17 protein-coding genes are annotated in these 16,873 nt (G+C 64.5%); 6 read left to right on the forward strand and 11 right to left on the reverse strand.

Features of this window, described 5'->3' with window-relative positions; all coding sequences use genetic code 11:
* Positions 1 to 226: 226 nt before the first annotated feature.
* The 4 genes from galT to AC56LW_RS08710 are packed head-to-tail and all read left to right on the forward strand — an operon-like array spanning position 227 to position 5,331.
* Positions 227 to 1,321, forward strand: a complete 1,095-nt coding sequence (gene galT, locus AC56LW_RS08695) for a galactose-1-phosphate uridylyltransferase (RefSeq protein WP_332530382.1) — start codon at positions 227 to 229, stop codon at positions 1,319 to 1,321.
* Positions 1,318 to 2,421, forward strand: a complete 1,104-nt coding sequence (locus tag AC56LW_RS08700) for a M24 family metallopeptidase (RefSeq protein ID WP_499633517.1) — start codon at positions 1,318 to 1,320, stop codon at positions 2,419 to 2,421. Before galT ends, AC56LW_RS08700 begins: the two co-directional genes overlap by 4 nt.
* Positions 2,418 to 3,533 carry a galactokinase gene (gene galK, locus AC56LW_RS08705; protein WP_499633519.1) on the forward strand — a complete coding sequence of 372 codons (1,116 nt, stop codon included), beginning with the start codon at positions 2,418 to 2,420 and terminating at the stop codon, positions 3,531 to 3,533. Before AC56LW_RS08700 ends, galK begins: the two co-directional genes overlap by 4 nt.
* The gene (locus AC56LW_RS08710; RefSeq protein WP_499633521.1) at positions 3,520 to 5,331 is read left to right on the forward strand and encodes a glycoside hydrolase family 2 protein; all 1,812 of its coding nucleotides are present in this window, start codon (positions 3,520 to 3,522) and stop codon (positions 5,329 to 5,331) included. The genes galK and AC56LW_RS08710 overlap by 14 nt, the downstream gene beginning before the upstream one ends.
* Before the next feature lie 195 nt (positions 5,332 to 5,526).
* Here AC56LW_RS08710 and AC56LW_RS08715 read toward each other — a convergent pair whose 3' ends face one another.
* The 7 genes from AC56LW_RS08715 to AC56LW_RS08745 form a co-directional block, all read right to left on the reverse strand.
* A complete protein-coding gene (locus tag AC56LW_RS08715; protein WP_499633523.1) occupies positions 5,527 to 6,096 on the reverse strand; it encodes a hypothetical protein in 570 nt (189 codons plus the stop codon).
* Between the two features lie 219 nt (positions 6,097 to 6,315).
* Positions 6,316 to 6,741, reverse strand: a complete 426-nt coding sequence (locus AC56LW_RS08720; protein WP_499633525.1) for a VanZ family protein — start codon at positions 6,739 to 6,741, stop codon at positions 6,316 to 6,318.
* A gap of 118 nt (positions 6,742 to 6,859) precedes the next feature.
* Positions 6,860 to 7,165 carry a hypothetical protein gene (locus AC56LW_RS08725; RefSeq protein ID WP_499633527.1) on the reverse strand — a complete coding sequence of 102 codons (306 nt, stop codon included), beginning with the start codon at positions 7,163 to 7,165 and terminating at the stop codon, positions 6,860 to 6,862.
* A 570-nt stretch (positions 7,166 to 7,735) separates the two neighbouring features.
* A complete protein-coding gene (locus AC56LW_RS08730) occupies positions 7,736 to 8,503 on the reverse strand; it encodes an SDR family NAD(P)-dependent oxidoreductase (RefSeq protein WP_499633529.1) in 768 nt (255 codons plus the stop codon).
* Between the two features lie 44 nt (positions 8,504 to 8,547).
* The gene (locus AC56LW_RS08735) at positions 8,548 to 9,060 is read right to left on the reverse strand and encodes a TPM domain-containing protein (RefSeq protein ID WP_332530390.1); all 513 of its coding nucleotides are present in this window, start codon (positions 9,058 to 9,060) and stop codon (positions 8,548 to 8,550) included.
* Positions 9,060 to 9,908, reverse strand: a complete 849-nt coding sequence (locus AC56LW_RS08740; protein ID WP_499633531.1) for a TPM domain-containing protein — start codon at positions 9,906 to 9,908, stop codon at positions 9,060 to 9,062. Before AC56LW_RS08740 ends, AC56LW_RS08735 begins: the two co-directional genes overlap by 1 nt.
* 8 nt (positions 9,909 to 9,916) lie before the next feature.
* Positions 9,917 to 10,528, reverse strand: coding sequence for a LemA family protein (locus AC56LW_RS08745; protein ID WP_258836249.1), 612 nt, complete (start codon positions 10,526 to 10,528; stop codon positions 9,917 to 9,919).
* Positions 10,529 to 10,677: 149 nt separating this feature from the next.
* Here AC56LW_RS08745 and pyrF point away from each other — a divergent pair, with 149 nt between their 5' ends.
* A complete protein-coding gene (pyrF, locus tag AC56LW_RS08750; protein ID WP_499633533.1) occupies positions 10,678 to 11,505 on the forward strand; it encodes an orotidine-5'-phosphate decarboxylase in 828 nt (275 codons plus the stop codon).
* A 99-nt stretch (positions 11,506 to 11,604) separates the two neighbouring features.
* On the opposite strand, the gene sbcB is transcribed toward pyrF, so the two are convergent.
* Positions 11,605 to 13,053, reverse strand: coding sequence for an exodeoxyribonuclease I (gene sbcB / locus AC56LW_RS08755; protein WP_499633535.1), 1,449 nt, complete (start codon positions 13,051 to 13,053; stop codon positions 11,605 to 11,607).
* 107 nt (positions 13,054 to 13,160) lie between these two features.
* Positions 13,161 to 14,123 (reverse strand): GGDEF domain-containing protein, encoded by a 963-nt coding sequence (locus AC56LW_RS08760; RefSeq protein ID WP_499633537.1) that lies wholly within the window; start codon positions 14,121 to 14,123, stop codon positions 13,161 to 13,163.
* A gap of 129 nt (positions 14,124 to 14,252) precedes the next feature.
* On the opposite strand from AC56LW_RS08760, the gene AC56LW_RS08765 reads away from it, so the two are divergent.
* Positions 14,253 to 15,065 (forward strand): helical backbone metal receptor, encoded by an 813-nt coding sequence (locus AC56LW_RS08765; RefSeq protein ID WP_499633538.1) that lies wholly within the window; start codon positions 14,253 to 14,255, stop codon positions 15,063 to 15,065.
* A gap of 58 nt (positions 15,066 to 15,123) precedes the next feature.
* On the opposite strand, the gene AC56LW_RS08770 is transcribed toward AC56LW_RS08765, so the two are convergent.
* Together AC56LW_RS08770 and AC56LW_RS08775 are read right to left on the reverse strand one after the other, a co-directional pair.
* Positions 15,124 to 15,516, reverse strand: a complete 393-nt coding sequence (locus AC56LW_RS08770) for an HPF/RaiA family ribosome-associated protein (RefSeq protein WP_499501372.1) — start codon at positions 15,514 to 15,516, stop codon at positions 15,124 to 15,126.
* 95 nt (positions 15,517 to 15,611) lie between these two features.
* Positions 15,612 to 16,868: an MFS transporter gene (locus tag AC56LW_RS08775; protein ID WP_499633540.1), complete on the reverse strand. Its 1,257-nt coding sequence runs from the start codon at positions 16,866 to 16,868 to the stop codon at positions 15,612 to 15,614.
* Between the last annotated feature and the right edge of the window lie 5 nt (positions 16,869 to 16,873).

A 16,873-nucleotide genomic window follows, 5' to 3' on the forward strand; every position in this document is an offset into this window, starting at 1 on the left:
GAGGGTGCTCTCCCTTGTGAATCATCGTTGTATGCCAAGGGCGGTATCGTCTTGATACAGCCACAGTATTGTCGCCTGGAAAAGTACGAAGTTCCGGGCAGAAAATGTGGCAAATACAGCATGATAGGATCGGCTTGGAGCCAAGCTCCTGCAGCCGCGAGCGCGCCAATGCGTCGATGTTGGCGTGCGCGTTCGCGCCGGATGTGACCGAACCTTATTGATTGCCATGCACAGTAAAGAACTCAAAAAACCGGACGGACGCAACCTTACCCTCTACAGCAACCGGCCCATCCCCGATGGCCTTGTTGCCCCCAGCCCGTTTCCGGATCCACAGCACGCCAACCCGCACCTGCGCTGGCATCCGCTGCGCGGCGAGTGGGTGACCTACGCCGCGTTCCGGCAGAACCGCACCTATCAGCCGCCACCGCAGTACAACCCGCTGGCGCCGACGATCGATCCTGCCAATCCCACCGAGATGCCGGCCGGCGACTACGAGATCGCCGTGTTCGACAACCGCTTTCCGTCGCTTGCGCTCGAGTCGCACGATCCCCCATCGGTGACGGTACAGACCGCGCCGGCCAATGGCCAGTGCGAAGTGGTCGTGTTCACGCAGGATCCGAACACGGCGCTGGCCCACCTGCCGCTGTCGCGCATTGCGCTCTTGTTGCAGGTGTGGGGCGATCGCACCACGCGCGTGGGCAGCCACCCGCACATCCAGTACGTGCTGCCGTTCGAGAACCGCGGCGCCGAAGTGGGCGTGACGCTGCACCACCCACATGGCCAGATCTATTCGTACCCGTTCGTGCCGTCGGTCCCGGCGCGCATGCTCGCGCAAGAGCGCGACTACTACCAGCAGCACGGCACGAGCATGCTGTGCGACATGGCGCGCGACGAAGCGGCCGATGGCAAGCGCGTGCTGTACCAGGACGATTTCGCCATCGCCTTCGTGCCGGCCTGCGCCCGTTATCCGTACGAGGTCTGGGTGATGCCGACCACGCCGTGCAAGGATTTCGCGGCGCTCACGCCGCCGCAGCGCGACTCGCTGGCGCGTGCGCTCAAGACCGTGCTGCTCAAGTACGAGACGCTGTGGAACCGGCCGTTCCCGTACCTGATGGCGTGGTACCAGGCGCCGACCGACGGCGCCGAGCATCCCGAGACGCAGTTGCACGCCCAGTTCTATCCGCCGTACCGTACGCGCGACCGTCTGAAATACCTGGCCGGCACCGAGCTGGCCGCTGGCATGTTCGCGATGGACGTGCTGCCCGAGACCACGGCGTACGAATTGCAGCAGGTCGAGATCGACCTGGAGGAGGGCGCATGACGGACATCGATATGCGCGCCCAGGAGGTCGCCGACAAACTCGCGCTGCTGCGCGCCACCCTTGCCGCCAGCGGCGCCGGCGCCGTGCGCCTGCGCGGCACCGACTGGTTCGCGTGGGTCACGGCAGGCGGCTCGAGTGCCGTGCTGCACACCACCGACACGGGCATTGCCGAAGTGCTGGTCACGCCGGGCGACGCTTGCGTGCTGACCGACCAGATCGAAGGCGAGCGCCTGCGTCTTGAAGAAGTGCCGGCCGGGTTCAGCTTTCATATCGAACCATGGGCCGAACCCGAGCTGCGCGAGCATTTCGTGCTCGCTGCGGCCGAGGGCCGGCCGGTGCTGTCGGACCGTCCGCAGGCCGACGAACTGCCGTTGCCACTGCCGCTCCGTCAGCGCAAGCTGGTGCTGGGCGACGCCGAACAGGCGCGCTACCGGCTGCTGGGACGCGAAGCGGCCGAAGCGATGACCGACGTGCTGCACCGTGCCCGGCCTGACTGGACCGAGCAGCAGCTGGCCGGTGCCGGCGCCGAGGCGCTGTGGCGCCGCGGCATCCATCCGGCGCTGGTGCTGGTGGCCGGTGCGCGGCGCTTGCCGCTGTTTCGCCACGCGACGCCGTCGCACGAGCCGATCGGCGAGCGCGCCATGCTCGTGTTCTGCGCGCGCCGTCATGGCCTGTACGCCAACCTGACGCGCTTCGTGGGCTTTGGCGGCGCCGCTGCCGCGCCGGCAGCGCAGCGCGCACTGATGGCGCTCGAGGCCACCGGCCTGGCGGCCGTGGCGCCGGGCAAATCGCTGTCGTCGGTGTATCACGCGCTGGCCCAGGCCTATCACCACGCCGACGTCGAAGACGCGATCCGCGAGCACCACCAGGGCGGCATCACCGGCTACCTGGCGCGCGAGATCGTGGCCACCCCCAGCACGGCCACGCAGCTCGAACAGGGCATGGCATTTGCGTTCAATCCAAGTTATAACGGTATGAAGATCGAAGATACATTCCTGCTCGGCCCCGACGGACTCGAAAACCTGACCTTCGACCCGGCCTGGCCGTCGGTGGATATCCAGGGCCGTCAGCGGCCGCTCTGGCTGGAGGTGGACGCATGACCATCACGACCGATACTTTCTTTGGCGGCGCCCCTGAAGTGAACGCGTCAGCCCCGGGGCGCGTGAATCTGCTGGGCGAACACACCGACTACAACGACGGGTACATGCTGCCGGTGGCCACGCCCCAGCGTACGCTGGTGGCCATGAGCCGCAGCGGCGACGACCACTTTCATTTCTATTCGCCCAACTTCGACGCGACTGTGACGTTTGCGAAGGACAGCAGCGCGCCGCAGGGCTTCGGCAGCTATATCGAGGGCTGCATCCGCCTCGTGCAGGCCGAGGGCATCGAGGTGCCGCCGCTGCGCGTGTATGTCGAGACCGATCTGCCGGTGGGGTCGGGCCTGTCGTCGTCGGCCGCGCTCGAAGTGGCCACGCTGCGCGCCATGCGCGCGTTGCTGGGGTTCGAGCTCGACGACGTCAAGCTGGCGCGCATCGCCCAGCGCGCCGAAATCGAATACGCGCACGTCAACTGCGGGATCATGGACCAGATGGCCTCGAGCCTGGCCGATGAAACCAATATGCTGTTCATCGATGCGCGCACGCTCGAACATCACCTGGCCGCGCTGCCGCCGGACACCGAACTGATCGTGATCGATTCGGGCGTGGCGCGCACGCTGGCGGCCAGCAAGTACAACGAACGCCGCGCCGAATGCGAAGAAGCCTCGCGCATTTTGGGCGTGACGGCGCTGCGCGACGTGGTCGACCCGGCCTCGGTCGAGATGCTGCCGTCGCCGCTGCGCGAACGGGCCCGCCACGTGGTGCAGGAAAACCTGCGCGTGCTCGAAGCGGCCAAGGGCGTCGACGCCGAGCGCTTCGGCGAACTGATGAACGCATCGCATGCGAGCCTGCGTGACGATTACGAAGTCTCGATCCGCGCGCTCGACGTCCTGTGCGAGGCGCTGCGCGCTGCGCCAGGCGTGCTGGGCGCCCGCCTGACCGGCGCCGGCTTCGGCGGCGCCTGCGTCGCCCTGTGCCGCAAGGGTCAGGCGCAAGAAGCAGCCGCCACCGCGCTGGCGGCGTATCACGACCATCATGGACCAGGCAATGACGTCCAGGGACGCATCCTGATTCCGGTGCCAACTGACAGAAAGGACAAGAATGAATCAGTTTGAATATCCGCGTCCACAACTGGTGCGCGACCAGTGGCAGAACCTGAACGGCACATGGCAGTTCTGCTTCGATGACGAAGGGCATTACACGCTGCCGTCGGACGTGAAGGAATGGACGCACGAGATCACCGTGCCGTTTGCCCCGGAAACCGCGATGAGCGGTATCGAGGACACGGGCTTTCACCGCTTCGTCTGGTACCAGCGCGAATTCGAGGTCATGCCCATGGAGGGGCGCACGATCCTGCACTTCGGCGCAGTCGACTATAGCGCGCGCGTCTGGGTCAATGGCCAGCTGGTCGTCGAGCACGAGGGTGGTCACACGCCGTTCTCGGCCGATATTTCCGGCACCTTGAACGCGGATGGCAAGCAGGTCGTTACCGTCTGGGTCGAGGACGATCCGGCCGATCTGGCCAAGCCGCGTGGCAAGCAGGACTGGCTGCTCGATGCGCACTCGATCTGGTACCCGCGCACGACGGGCATCTGGCAGACGGTATGGCTCGAGCAGGTCTCGCAGACGTATATCCAGAAACTGCGCTGGACGCCCGTGTTCGAGACTTACGAAATCGGCTGCGAAGTGTTCGCCACCGGCGATATCCAGGATGAGCTGTTTGTCGAAGTCAAGATCTGGCACGGCGACCAGTTGCTGGCCGACGATTACTACAAGCTGCTGGGCGGTGAAGCGAACCGCAAGATCGCGCTGTCCGACCCGGGCATCGACGATTCGCGCAATGTGATCCTGTGGAGTCCGGAACGCCCGACCCTGCTCGATGCCGAAGTGACGCTGCGCTGTGGCGACGTGGTGCTCGACCGCATCCGCTCGTACACGGCGCTGCGCTCGGTGTCGATCAACCGTGACCGCTTCATGCTCAATGGCCGCCCGTACCAGCTGCGTCTGGTGCTGGACCAGGGCTACTGGCCGGAATCGTTCATGACGGCCCCGTCCGACAACCACCTGAAGCGCGACGTCGAGCTGGCCAAGCAGATGGGCTTCAATGGCGTGCGCAAGCACCAGAAGATCGAGGACCCGCGCTTTTTGTACTGGGCCGACAAGCTGGGCCTGATGGTGTGGGAAGAAATGCCATCGGCTTATCGCTTCAGCCCGCGCGCGATCACCCGTATGGTCAAGGAGTGGACCGAGGCAATCGAACGCGACTACAGCCACCCGTGCATCATCGTGTGGGTGGCCTTCAACGAGTCGTGGGGTGTGCCGAACCTGACGCTCACGCAGGCGCATCGCAATGCCGTCGAGGCGCTGTACCACCTGACGCGCACGCTTGACTCGACCCGCCCCGTGATCGGCAACGATGGCTGGGAGGCGTCGGCCACGGACATCCTGGGCATTCACGACTACGACAGCGATCCCGAGAAGGTGCTGGCGCGCTACGCCGTCACCGATCCGGTGCGCACGCTGTTCGACCAGCGCCGCCCGGGTGGCCGCATCCTGACGCTCGACGGCTTCCCGCATCGGGGCCAGCCGATCGTGCTGACGGAATTCGGCGGCATCGCCTACGATCCGAAGCAGACGCCCAATCCCGACGAAACCACGTGGGGCTACAGCCGTGCGCACACGGCCGAAAGCTATCTGAAGCAGTACCGGCGCCTGCTGCAGGTGGTCAACGAGACGTTCATGTTCAGTGGTTTCTGCTACACGCAGTTCACGGACACGTTCCAGGAAGCCAATGGCTTGCTGAACGCCGACCGCTCGCCGAAACTGCCGCTCGAGGTCATCAGCGCTGCCACGCGCAATATTCCGCTGTTTCACCGCGAGGTGGAAGAGGGCAAGGACCCCGGCACGCCGTAACGTCGCAGGCAGGGCAGGGTCGTCAGGGCCTGCCCGCTGAGGCAGTCATGGAATGCTGCAAGCAAAAGGCCACATGTCGCGTCAGCGCATGTGGCCTTTTTACAGCCGTGCAGACGGTTTTATCAGACGCGACGCAAGGTGCGGCTGTCGACCGGTTGAATGCAAGACCCCTAGCGGACCTGACGACACCTTGCATCATTGCGATTTGTAGCGTGCCAGGATATTCACTCGCTCACCTTGGTGCCCAACTTTGCTGCCCCACTTACGTAACTGGGAAAGCTGTTCGCGCTCGTCCTGGAGACTAAGGGGATTGAGAGAGCGTCGCACGACATAGATGTCCAGTATAGGCTCTTCGTTGCAACGCACCGGTGGGCGTGTGCGAGAGTCACGCGCCATGGCTGCAATATCAACATCGTCGAGGACAACATGCCGGCACTCGTAATTTCGTAACGCAACAGCAGCCACGCTGCGTGAGCGCATGTCGACGATCACTGCCGCCTTCTCCATGCAGCTCAGGCGGCGACACCCGTCGATCATGGCGTAGGAGCCGAACTGGACGGGTTCTTCATCTCCAGGGATACCGATAAACTCATCAATCGTCCGGGCTAACGACGCGTTTGGGATATAGGCGTCAATATGCATGCCTGCGAATACAGATTTGCTATCCGGGTAGACAAGGCGGGCGACATCGTGAAAACCCAGCGGCGCGGATTGTGCCGAAGCCGTGGTTAACGCGACAAGCGCTAAAAGAACTTTACCGAACATTAAATCGCTCCCTGGGACGTGGACAGACGATGGTGGCTCAGCTGGGACGTGGTGATCTTGGCGCACCTGTTGCTGGTTCTGCTGTCCGCTCCTGGGCGGGAAGCGAAAGTTCGTCCCGGTCAGTGTAACTCGGCAAGAAGCGATCGACTTCGCTACTTGACGCCCGGTAGTCGCAGTACTGTCCAAACGTCGCTTCGATGTCGGAAAATTACAGTGCTGTCAGCGCGGACGCGCAGGATTGCGGCCGGACGCCTGCGGCATCGGGATGCGCGCGAGCAGTGCGCCCAGTGCCGTGGCTGCGACGGTCGCGGCGCTGACATCGACCAGCCAGTCGTGCACCGTGCCCGAACGGTAAGGCAGGAAGTGCTGCACACCCTCGTCGACAGCGCCCATCAGCGCAATTGCCAGCACTGCCTTGAGCGCGCGTTGCAGCGTGCTGCCGGTGCTGCCCAGGAACCAGAGCGTCGCGAGGCCGGCATAGGCCAGGCTGTGCAGCACGATGCCCGACGCGTATTCGCCCACCTCAGCGCGCGCACCGGGCACGGAGCCGGCAATCACGATGCAGGTAAACATGAGCAGCGCCGCAGCGTGCATGGCTCGGCGGTGACGTGGTTCGGCGTACAACAGGGGAGACAGGGCTGGCATGGCGACGTGGTGACAGTACAGAAACGGTGACGGGGCAAACGTCAACGTTACCATGCCGGGCGCACCTTGTGTGCCCGTTGCCGCCGGCCCGTGCGCCAGCCGCCCACCACGGCGTGCGTCAAATGGTCAGTGCCGGGGCGCCGTGGGCGTAATGGGCGTCGAAACAGCTGGCGCAGTCGGCGCAGAACAGGTGGGCTACGCGCACGCTCGCCTGTCGTAACACGAGTTTCAGGTGTGCCCGCCGGCACTTGGGACACACTTCGCGGACGCTGCCGAACGTGAGCAGATTGAGGGGGACGCTGTCGCGGTCGATATCGTCGACCACGGCGCGCGGATTGAGTTCGCTAAGAATGAGGTCGCTTGAATCCTGATGGCGACGGCAACTGTCTGGCGAAAGCGATGTTTCTGGTACACGTAAACTCATCGGACAATCTCCCGTGGTCGTTTCGTTGTACGCGGTCTCCACCCGCTGGACAAGGTGGGACGTCGCAGCTTCATGATAGCCCTATTGAAGACGGCTTCAAGCACATAGACAATATTTTCTGGCCCGAGTTGCCACAATGCCGAAAAAAAATGCCCGCTCAGGGCGGGCATAACCCGGGATCGGGCCAAGAGTGCGGAAACCGGGTTGGTGTGCAGCGCACGGAGCGCTCCACACCTGCTGGCACCACGCATATCGGTTACGTGTGTGTCAGGTGCGTTCGAGTATAGGCAGCGATTGTGACGGGTCCGTGACCGTCGTCAAGGTTCCGACGGGACAGTGGAAAATGTAGTGAGGACATTGGGCTCATGACAATACGGCCACAAACAAGGCGGACCGCACAAACCGTCCAGGCAAAAAAAAAGCCCGCTGTGCGGGCTTGAAACTATTTTCTTGGAGGAGAATAGTGGAGACAGGTGTAACTATAGGGATTTGGTGACCGAGCGTCCAATTGCGTTTTCGGATACCAGACATGTGATCTGTCAATATCTCTCGAACGTGGCCCGCGACGTATCAATCACGCACCGGCACCGTGTAGTTCAGCGCCATGCGGCCACCGTCGGCGTACAGGGTCTGGCCCGTCATGTACGAGGCATCGTCGCTGGCCAGGAAGGCAGCGATCGACGCGACTTCTTCCGGTTCACCGCACCGGCCCAGCGGTGTGCGCGACAGGATCGTGTGCCGTGCTTCCGGGCTGCCGAGCACCGCTTTTTTCGCCAGTTCGGTCAGGATCGTGCCGGGACCGATGGCGTTCACGCGAATGTCGTACTGGGCCAGGGCGATGGCGGCCACGCGCGTGAGCTGGTTGACGCCGCCTTTCGAGATCACGTACGGCACCTGGTTCGGGATCGTCAGTTCGGCATTCACACTCGACATGTTGATGATGCAGCCGCCTTCGCCGCGCGCCACCATGTCGCGCGCCGCCGCCTGGCTGCACAGGAACATCGATTTCAGGTTGATGCGCAGCACGCGGTCGAAATCGTCCTCGTGCAGGTCGAGGAACTCGGCCGCGTGGGTGACGCCGGCATTGTTGATCAGGATATCGATGCGGCCAAACGCGGCCAGCGTGGCCGCGATCATCGCATCGACCTCGACCTTGATGCCGACGTCGGCACGGCAGGCGCGGGCTGCGTCGCCCAGGCTGGCAGCGGCTTGCTCGACTTCGGGCCGGATATCGACGAGCATGACGCGCGCACCTTCGCGCACGAGGCGCTCGGCGCAGGCCAGGCCGATGCCCTGGCTGGCGCCAGTGACGATGGCGATTTTCTGATGTAGTTTCATGGCGGGCTTTCGACGCTGTGGCAAAAGCCGCCATTCTACTGCTGCTAGAGCATGATGGGCCGGTCAGGCAACTCGTTGGTGCGCTCGCCGCTGGCCGGGAAGTGCTGGTGCAGCAGGTCATTGACCTGCGCCACTGCCGCCAGCGTGGCGTCATGGAAGTGCCCGCCCTTGAAGCCTGCCGTCATCGTGCGGCACACCGCCTGCCAGGTGGCGGCGTCGATCTTGCGGTCGATGCCCCGGTCGGCCACGATGTCGATCTTGTGCTCGGCCAAATTCACGTAGATCAGGACGCCGCAATTGTCTTCGGTGTCCCACACGCCATAGTCGGCGAACAGCGCTAGGGCGCGCTGGCGGTTGGTGATGCCGTCCCAGGCCGCGTCGAAGGGCAGGGCCTTCTCGACGATCAGGCGCACTTCGCCGCGGTGAGTGCGCTCACCGGCATCGATGGCCTCGGCAATTGCCGTCAGCGTCGCTTCAGGAAACGCGCGCCGCGCTTCGCCCGCGCTGCTGGTGGCGTGGCGCCACGCGCGTGTCATTTTTTGTGCGATCGATCCCATTACCAGTCTCCCGAGGCGCCGCCGCCGTCAAAGCCGCCACCACCACCAGAAAAACCACCGCCGCCGAAGCCACCGCCGCCGCCACCGCCGCCAAAGCCGCCGCCGCCACCGTTGCTCATATTGCCGATGATATTGCCGAGAATGAAGCCGGTCGTCGCGCCACCCCAGTTCGAACGGCCACGGCTGCTGGCAACCGTACGGCCGCGCTTGCCGCCGAAGACCGAGCGCAGCAGGAAGGCACCGATCAGGATCGCGAAGATGGCGATCAACGGAATTCCGCCACCGCCCGCAGCTTCCTGTCGTTGTGGTGCTTGCTGCGCAGGTGCCGGGAAGGCTTCCTGGTTCAGCAGCGTGGCGATGGCGCCCACGCCGGCCACCAGGCCTTCGTAATAATGTTGTTCCCGGAAATGCGGCGCGATCACGTCCTGCAGGATGCGCTTGGATTGGGCGTCGGTCAGCACACCCTGTACGCCACGGCCAGCCTCGATCCGCAGGCGGCGCAGCGCCGATGGGTTGCCAGGTGCAACAACCAGCAGCACGCCGTCGTCGACGCCCTTGCGGCCCAGTTTCCAGGCATCGGTAACGCGGATGCTGTAGGCCTCGATGGCTTCGGGTTCGGTCGATTTGACGAGCAGCACGGCGATCTGGCTGCCCGTCTTGGCCTCATAGTCGGCCAGCACGGCTTCCAGGCGCTGGCGCTGGGTGGCGTCGAGCATGCCGGCCTGGTCAGTCACGCGCGTGGTGAGCTTCGGCACCTCCTTGAGCTGGGCATGGGCCGTCCCCGCACCGGCGAGCAGCGTCGCCATTGCGAACAGGAGCGTGGAAAACAAGCGCAGGAAGGCCGTCATCGCCAGCCTTACTTGCCGAAGTCGACTGCTGGTGCGGTCGAGATCGCTTTTTCATTCTCCACCGTGAACGATGGCTTGGTCTCGTAGCCGAACACCATGGCTGTCAGGTTCTTCGGGAACTGCCGCACGGTTACGTTGTAGTCCTGGACCGAGGCGATGTAGCGCTGGCGGGCCACCGTGATGCGGTTCTCGGTGCCTTCGAGCTGCGAGGCCAGGTCACGGAAGCTGGTGTCGGCTTTCAGGTCCGGGTATTTTTCGGACACCACCATCAGGCGCGACAGCGCGCTCGACAGTTCACCCTGCACCTGCTGGAACTTCTGGAACGCTTCCGGGTTGTTCAGCACTTCCGGGGTGATCTGGAAGCTGGTGGCCGAGGCGCGGGCGCGCGTGACGGCCTCAAGCGTTTCGCGTTCGTGCGAGGCATAGCCCTTGACCGTGTTGACCAGGTTCGGGATCAGGTCGGCGCGGCGCTGGTACTGGTTGACCACTTCGCTCCAGGCGGCCTTGGTCGCTTCATCCTTGGTCTGGAAATCGTTGTAGCCGCAGCCCGAGAGCAGGACGCCGGCGAGGATGGCGCTGCCGAGCAGGCGGGTCCAGCGGGAGATAAAGGTCGTAGTCATGGCAGTAAAGGTCCGTGCAAGTTGTCGAATAATCAAAATATACCTGAAACGCGCCGCAATTGGTGTTCCTGCAACCCCGAGGGGCAGGGGACCGCATGGCGGCGGGTACAATAATGGGTTTGCAATTATTCGGATACAAGGGGCTCGAAGTGACTTTCATTCAAAAACTGGCGGCTGCATGGACCCGCAACGATTCGCTGCTGTGTGTCGGCCTCGACCCGGACCTGGCGCGCTTCCCGGCGCACCTGACCGGCCAACCAGATGCGATCGTGCAGTTCTGCAAGGCGATCATTGACGCCACCGCCGACCTGGCCTGCGCCTTCAAGCCGCAGATCGCCTATTTCGCCGCGCTGGGCGCCGAAGACCAACTCGAAGAAATCTGCACCTATCTGCGCGAGACGTATCCACACATCCCGCTGGTGCTCGACGCCAAGCGCGGCGACATCGGCGCGACCGCGCACCAGTATGCGCGCGAAGCCTTCGACCGCTACGGCGCCGATGCGGTGACCGTCAATCCGTACATGGGCTTCGATTCGGTCGAGCCGTACATGGCCTGGCCGGACCGCGGCGTGATCGTGCTGTGCCGCACGTCGAACGCGGGCGGCTCCGACCTGCAATTTTTGGACGTGGGCGGGCGCCCGCTGTACCAGCACGTGGCGCAACTGGTGGCCGACAAATGGAACCGCAACGGCCAGTGCGCGCTGGTGGTGGGCGCCACGTTCCCGGAAGAGATCGCGCAGGTGCGCGCACTGGTGGGCGACATGCCGCTGTTGATTCCGGGCGTGGGCGCACAGGGCGGCGACGTCGAGGCGACCGTCAAGGCCGGCCGCACGGCGGGCGGCGCCGGCATGATGATCAATTCGTCGCGTGCGATTTTGTATGCGACGCCGCAGGATGGTGAAGACTTCGCGCAGGCAGCGCGGCGCGTGGCGACGGAAACGCGCGACGCGATCAATGCGGCGCGTAACGCGGCTTGATGAAACCATCGCGCTGTTTGGTGTAACGGCGTAACGGCGTAATGACGTAATGGCGGTAGGGTGGACGGCCAAGCCGTCCACCCTACGTTTCGTCGACTTTCAGTGCAGTTCGGGCGCGATCATTTCTGCATAGTCGTACAACGCGCCCAGAATCGCCTCGGCCCGCTCGTCGGCCGTCTCCGACAAGGCATCGATCTCCTGGAACAATTGATCGATCGTTCTGGCCCCGCCGGCGCCCTCGAACAGGCGCGCTGCGCGGTGCGCCTCCCAGGTTTGCATTTCTTCTTCCGACAGCGTCTCGGGGAAGTTGCGCGCCCGGTAGCGCAGTAGCAGTTCGTTGAGGCGCTCGTCCTCGAAGCTGACGCGCTTGCCGGTCAGGGCCGCGGGTTTTTGCATGCGGATCGATTCCAGCTGGCGCCGGTCATCCTTGCTGACGAAGCCGCCATACAGATCTTCATCCACATCGACGGGCGTGCCGGATGCCGGCTTTTGCAGCACCTGCGCCCAGACGGCGCGCAGGTCGGGGCCGGCAGCGGCCAGTGCGGCATGTGCGCGGCCCTGTTCGAGATCGATATCCCAGCGCGTGGCCAGTTTAGGCTGCAGCGTCTTGAGATTGGCCACCAGCATCGGCGACTTGTTCAAGTGCACGCTCTTGATCGGCAGGCGCGTGACGCCTTCCGGCAAGTCGTCGGTGCGCGTGAACATGCGCGTGCGGATCGTCTCGGCGTCCAGCGCGAACAGTTCGGACGGATCGTAGCGGCAATCCCAGACCAGGATTTCGTTCTTGTTGGTCGGGTGCTGCGCCAGCGGATAGACGAGGGCCAGGCAGCCGTGCTCGACCGGGAACATGCCGGACACGTGCAGGAAGGGCTGGCGCGCTTCAGGGGCCTGGTGCAGGCCGATCTCGGCGGCGACGCGGTCCTTGCGGCGCAGCTCCAGGCAAAAGTCGAACAGGCGCGGCTGCTTGCTGCGGATCAGGCGCGCCAGCGCAATGGTCGCGCGCACGTCCGACAGCGCATCGTGCGCGGCCTCGTGTGCCAGGCCGTTGGCAGCGCTCAGGTGTTCCAGCTTGAAGCTCGGCTTGCCATCGTCGCGGGTCGGCCACACGATGCCGTCCGGGCGCAGCGCATGCACCATGCGCACGACGTCGAGCAAGTCCCAGCGGCCGCAGTTGTGCTGCCACTCGCGCGCGTACGGATCGATCAGGTTGCGCCAGAACAGGTAGCGCGTGACTTCGTCGTCGAAGCGGATCGTGTTGTAGCCGACGCCGATCGTGTCGGGCTGGCTGAACGCGGCCTCGATCTGGCGCGCGAACTCGTGCTCGGGCACGCCGTGTTCGAGACAGTGCTGCGGCAGGATGCCGGTGATCAGGCACGATTCCGGATCGGGCAAAAAATCATTGGCCGGCTGGCAGTACAGCATGATCGGCTCGCCGATCTCGTTGAGTTCAGCGTCGGTGCGGATCGCGGCGAACTGGGCGGGGCGGTCGCGGCGCGGGGTCGCGCCAAAGGTTTCGTAGTCGTGCCAAAGGAAGGTATGCGGGCTCATGTCTTGTTGTTGTCTTGGCTGCAATCACAGCGTCGGCGACATGGTGGCACAGATGCGCCGTCCCGTCACGGCCCGGCGTCACGGTCCGTGCGGGACGGCGTTGGATGCTAGTTGCAGACGCGGTTGCGTCCGGCTTCCTTGGCCCGGTACAGGGCGGCGTCGGCCGCCGCCATCAGTGCGTACTCGTCGCCGTTCTCGCCCAGGCTGGCCACGCCGAACGACGCGGTCAGGTGCGGCAGTTCCACGCGCATGTCGGTAAACACCACGGTGTCGCGCAGGCGCTGGCACAGGCGCTCGGCCACCATCGTGGCCAGTTCGATGCCGGTGTCGGGCAGCACGGCCAGCATTTCCTCGCCGCCGAAGCGCACGGCGAAGTCGGATGGGCGCAGCGCATCGCGGATCAGGCTCGCTGCGGCCGACAGCGCCACGTCGCCAATGATGTGGCCGTGGGTATCGTTGAATTGCTTGAAATGGTCGAGGTCGATCATGACGATCGACAGGCCGCTGCCAGTGCGCGCTGCGCGCGCCGCCAGCTTCGGTAGCATGTCATTGAGCCAGGCGCGGTTGTACAGGCCCGTGAGCGGGTCGTTGAGCGACAGCTGGCGGTAGAATTCGCCAAGCTTCTGGCGGCGGCGCAACAGCGCATTGGTGGTGCGGATACGGAACGACAGCAGGCGCAGCAGATTGCGCGCCAGCACGCTCGAGTGGTCAATCAGCGTCCAGACGACGCTCGATTCGATCACCAGGAGCTCGCTGTCTTCCAGCGCCGTCATGGCCGCCAGGTTCGCGGCATCGTCCAGCACGGCCTGGTCGCCGACGCTCTCGCCTGGCAAGACGCGGGTGGTGCCGGTTTCGTCGCCTGCGTGCGCGTCCGATTCGATTTCGAGCTGGCCCGAGAGTACGATATACAGGTGCGCCTGGCCACTGTCGTCGATGCGCTCGCCCTGCGGCACGCGCACGATGGCGCAGTCGGCCAGCATCGCGGCGACGCCAGGGTCGGTTTCGTCGCGAAACAGTTGCAGGTCGTTGATATTGGTACGGCTGGTGCCGAAGGTGCCGATCTGTTCCAAGTGAGTCCTCGAGCGGTATGCCGCGTTGGCATGCGTGATTGCATGTGTTATTACATCAGCGGGATCATAGCCGATTGTGCCACCCTTGCGCGTTTGGCGAAACTTAAACCATCATGACGACATCTTCACATGACATCCAGCACCACTGAACTGACCGACGCGCTGGGCCAGGTGCACCTGCCGGCGCCCGGCGCGCGCATCGTTTCCCTCGTGCCGTCGATCACCGAATTGCTGTGCGACCTGGGCCTGGCACCGCAGCTTGCCGGCCGCACAGGGTTTTGCATTCATCCGCAGGCGCTCGTTGCCGCCATTCCCAAGGTCGGCGGCACCAAGGACGTCAATCTCGACAAGATTCGTGCCCTGGCGCCGACCCATGTTGTCGTCAATCTCGATGAAAACACGCGACCGACCTACGACGCGCTGGTGGAGTTCGTGCCACACGTGATCGTCACGCATCCGGTCGCGCCGCAGGACAATCTGGCGCTGGCCCGCCTGCTGGGCGGTATCTTCGGCGTGCAGGATGCCGCCGAATCCTGGTGCACCGCATTCACACAGGCATTGGCCGCGCTGCGTGCCCGGCCTGCCGGTCCATCACGCACGGTGCTGTACTGCATCTGGCAGGATCCGTGGATGAGCATCTCGGCCGATACCTATATCGCTGCGATGCTGGCCGAGCTCGGTTGGCGCGTGCCGCACCTTGGCGAAGACCGCTACCCGCGCTTCACGTGGTCGGACAGCCTGGTCGACGAGCTTGACGCCGTGCTGCTGTCGACCGAACCCTATCGCTTTACGCAGGCGCATGTGGACGCACTGGAAAAACAGATCGGCATTCCCGTGCTGCTGGTCGATGGCGAAATGCTGTCGTGGTATGGCAGCCGCGCGCTGGCCGGTGTGAATTATCTGGAGACGTTGCGGGAAATGCTGGAAGGTGCGCCGCGCTGAGTGCGGCGTTGGTATTGCCCCTGCGCCCATGGCGGGCGCAGGGTAGTGCAGGTACCGATCAGTTATCGGTCAGGTGCTTGTCGGCCGTCGGATCGATCTCGCCGTCAGCGCCGACCACCGGAACGGCAGTATGGCGATGCTTGTCGTGCAGGCGACCGATGGTGCTGTCGAGTGCGCGGGCCAGTTTGCCGCTGGCGTTGTTGATGGCCTGGTGCAGGTCGTTCGCGTGATCGTGCACGACGATCGGCGCCACGCCGGCCAGACGCGCTTCGAGCATGCAGTGGTTGCCGCCGTCCGCTTTCTTTTCCTTGTTTTCGTCGCTCAGGTGAACGTCGACGCGGGTCACTTGCTCGCTGAAACGACCAATGGAAGCGCGCACGACGGTATCCACGTGCTCGTCCAGGCCCTGGTGCTTGGTGATGGTGTTATCGGTATTGACATTGATCTGCATGGATGGCTCCTGTAATCGTTATGGCTTTATCTTACACGCCCCGCGATTTTTACCGCGTCCGCTCCGCCAACCGTGCTCGACCCGGCATACGACCATCAGACCACGTCTTTTTCGCGCGCTGCCTCATGGTGCGGAAAACGGTCCATCCGCGACAGCACCGGGAACAGCATCGCCCACACGCCCGTCACGACCAGCGTCGCCACGCCGCCGAGCAGGATCGCGCGGGTCAATCCCAGCCAGCCAGCCGTGACGCCGGACTCGAATTCACCGAGCTCGTTCGAGGCGCCGATGAACACCGAGTTCACGGCGCTCACGCGTCCGCGGATATCGTCGGGCGTTTCGTACTGCACCAGCAGATGGCGGATATACACGCTGACCATGTCGCCCACGCCCAGCAGGAACAGCGCGCCGAAGGCAACCGCGAAGTGGTCGGTCAGGCCCAGCACGATCACGCACACGCCAAACAGGGCAACGCCGCCGAACATCCAGGCGCCGACGCGGCGCGTGATCGGGAACATCACCAGCGCGACCGAGCACAGGGCCGCGCCCATGCCCGGCGCGGTGCGCAGGAAGCCCAGGCCGGACGGCCCGGCGCCCAGGATGTCATGTGCGTAGGCCGGCAGCAGGGCCGTCGCCCCACCGAACAGCACCGCGAACAGGTCGAGCGAAATCGCGCCCAGCACGATCGGGCGCGAGCGCACGAAGCGCAAGCCTTCGAGCAGCGTGTGCCAGCTGACGGGCGCCTTGTTGATCACCTGCGCGATGGTGCGCGTGTTCGTCATGAGCAGCACCGCCAGTGCCAGCAGCGAGGCGGCCGTCATGTGCACCGTCTGCGGTCCCAGCACGTAGAGCAGGCCGCCCACGATCGGGCCGAGGATCATCGCCACGTGCATCGTCGAGGAACCCAGCGCCACGGCCTGGCTGAAGTCACGGTCCGGCACCAGGTTCTTGAGCACCGCCTGCGAGGCCGGCATCATGAAGGCGCGCGCGCTGCCGAACAGCACCAGAATCGCGAACACGGGCCACACGGTCGTGCTGCCGCTGGCCGTGAACGCAATCAGCATGGCGCTGCACAGCAGTTGCACGGCCATGCAGCACAGCACGATCAGGCGCCGGTTGTAGCGATCGGCCACATGGCCGGCCCACAGGATCAGCACCAGGAACGGCGCAAACTGCGCCAGGCCGATCAGCCCCAGGTCGAACAGGCTGCCGGTGATCTGGTACACCTGCCAGCCGATCGCCACGCTCTGCATCTGCACGGCGAAGGTGGCGAGAAAGCGCGCCGACAGGTAGAACGCCAGGTTGCGGTTGCGCAGGACACCCAGGCGCCCGGTCGGTGAGATCAGCGGCATGGACC

This window comes from Telluria sp. LT2P80 (genome assembly GCF_059685955.1).

Coding starts and splice junctions, on each gene's coding strand:
- galT (WP_332530382.1), top strand. CDS start 227: ATGCACAGTAAAGAACTCAAAAAACCGGACGGACGCAACCTTACCCTC.
- AC56LW_RS08700 (WP_499633517.1), top strand. CDS start 1,318: ATGACGGACATCGATATGCGCGCCCAGGAGGTCGCCGACAAACTCGCG.
- galK (WP_499633519.1), top strand. CDS start 2,418: ATGACCATCACGACCGATACTTTCTTTGGCGGCGCCCCTGAAGTGAAC.
- AC56LW_RS08710 (WP_499633521.1), top strand. CDS start 3,520: ATGAATCAGTTTGAATATCCGCGTCCACAACTGGTGCGCGACCAGTGG.
- AC56LW_RS08715 (WP_499633523.1), bottom strand. CDS start 6,096: ATGTTCGGTAAAGTTCTTTTAGCGCTTGTCGCGTTAACCACGGCTTCG.
- AC56LW_RS08720 (WP_499633525.1), bottom strand. CDS start 6,741: ATGCCAGCCCTGTCTCCCCTGTTGTACGCCGAACCACGTCACCGCCGA.
- AC56LW_RS08725 (WP_499633527.1), bottom strand. CDS start 7,165: ATGAGTTTACGTGTACCAGAAACATCGCTTTCGCCAGACAGTTGCCGT.
- AC56LW_RS08730 (WP_499633529.1), bottom strand. CDS start 8,503: ATGAAACTACATCAGAAAATCGCCATCGTCACTGGCGCCAGCCAGGGC.
- AC56LW_RS08735 (WP_332530390.1), bottom strand. CDS start 9,060: ATGGGATCGATCGCACAAAAAATGACACGCGCGTGGCGCCACGCCACC.
- AC56LW_RS08740 (WP_499633531.1), bottom strand. CDS start 9,908: ATGACGGCCTTCCTGCGCTTGTTTTCCACGCTCCTGTTCGCAATGGCG.
- AC56LW_RS08745 (WP_258836249.1), bottom strand. CDS start 10,528: ATGACTACGACCTTTATCTCCCGCTGGACCCGCCTGCTCGGCAGCGCC.
- sbcB (WP_499633535.1), bottom strand. CDS start 13,053: ATGAGCCCGCATACCTTCCTTTGGCACGACTACGAAACCTTTGGCGCG.
- AC56LW_RS08765 (WP_499633538.1), top strand. CDS start 14,253: ATGACATCCAGCACCACTGAACTGACCGACGCGCTGGGCCAGGTGCAC.
- AC56LW_RS08770 (WP_499501372.1), bottom strand. CDS start 15,516: ATGCAGATCAATGTCAATACCGATAACACCATCACCAAGCACCAGGGC.
- AC56LW_RS08775 (WP_499633540.1), bottom strand. CDS start 16,868: ATGCCGCTGATCTCACCGACCGGGCGCCTGGGTGTCCTGCGCAACCGC.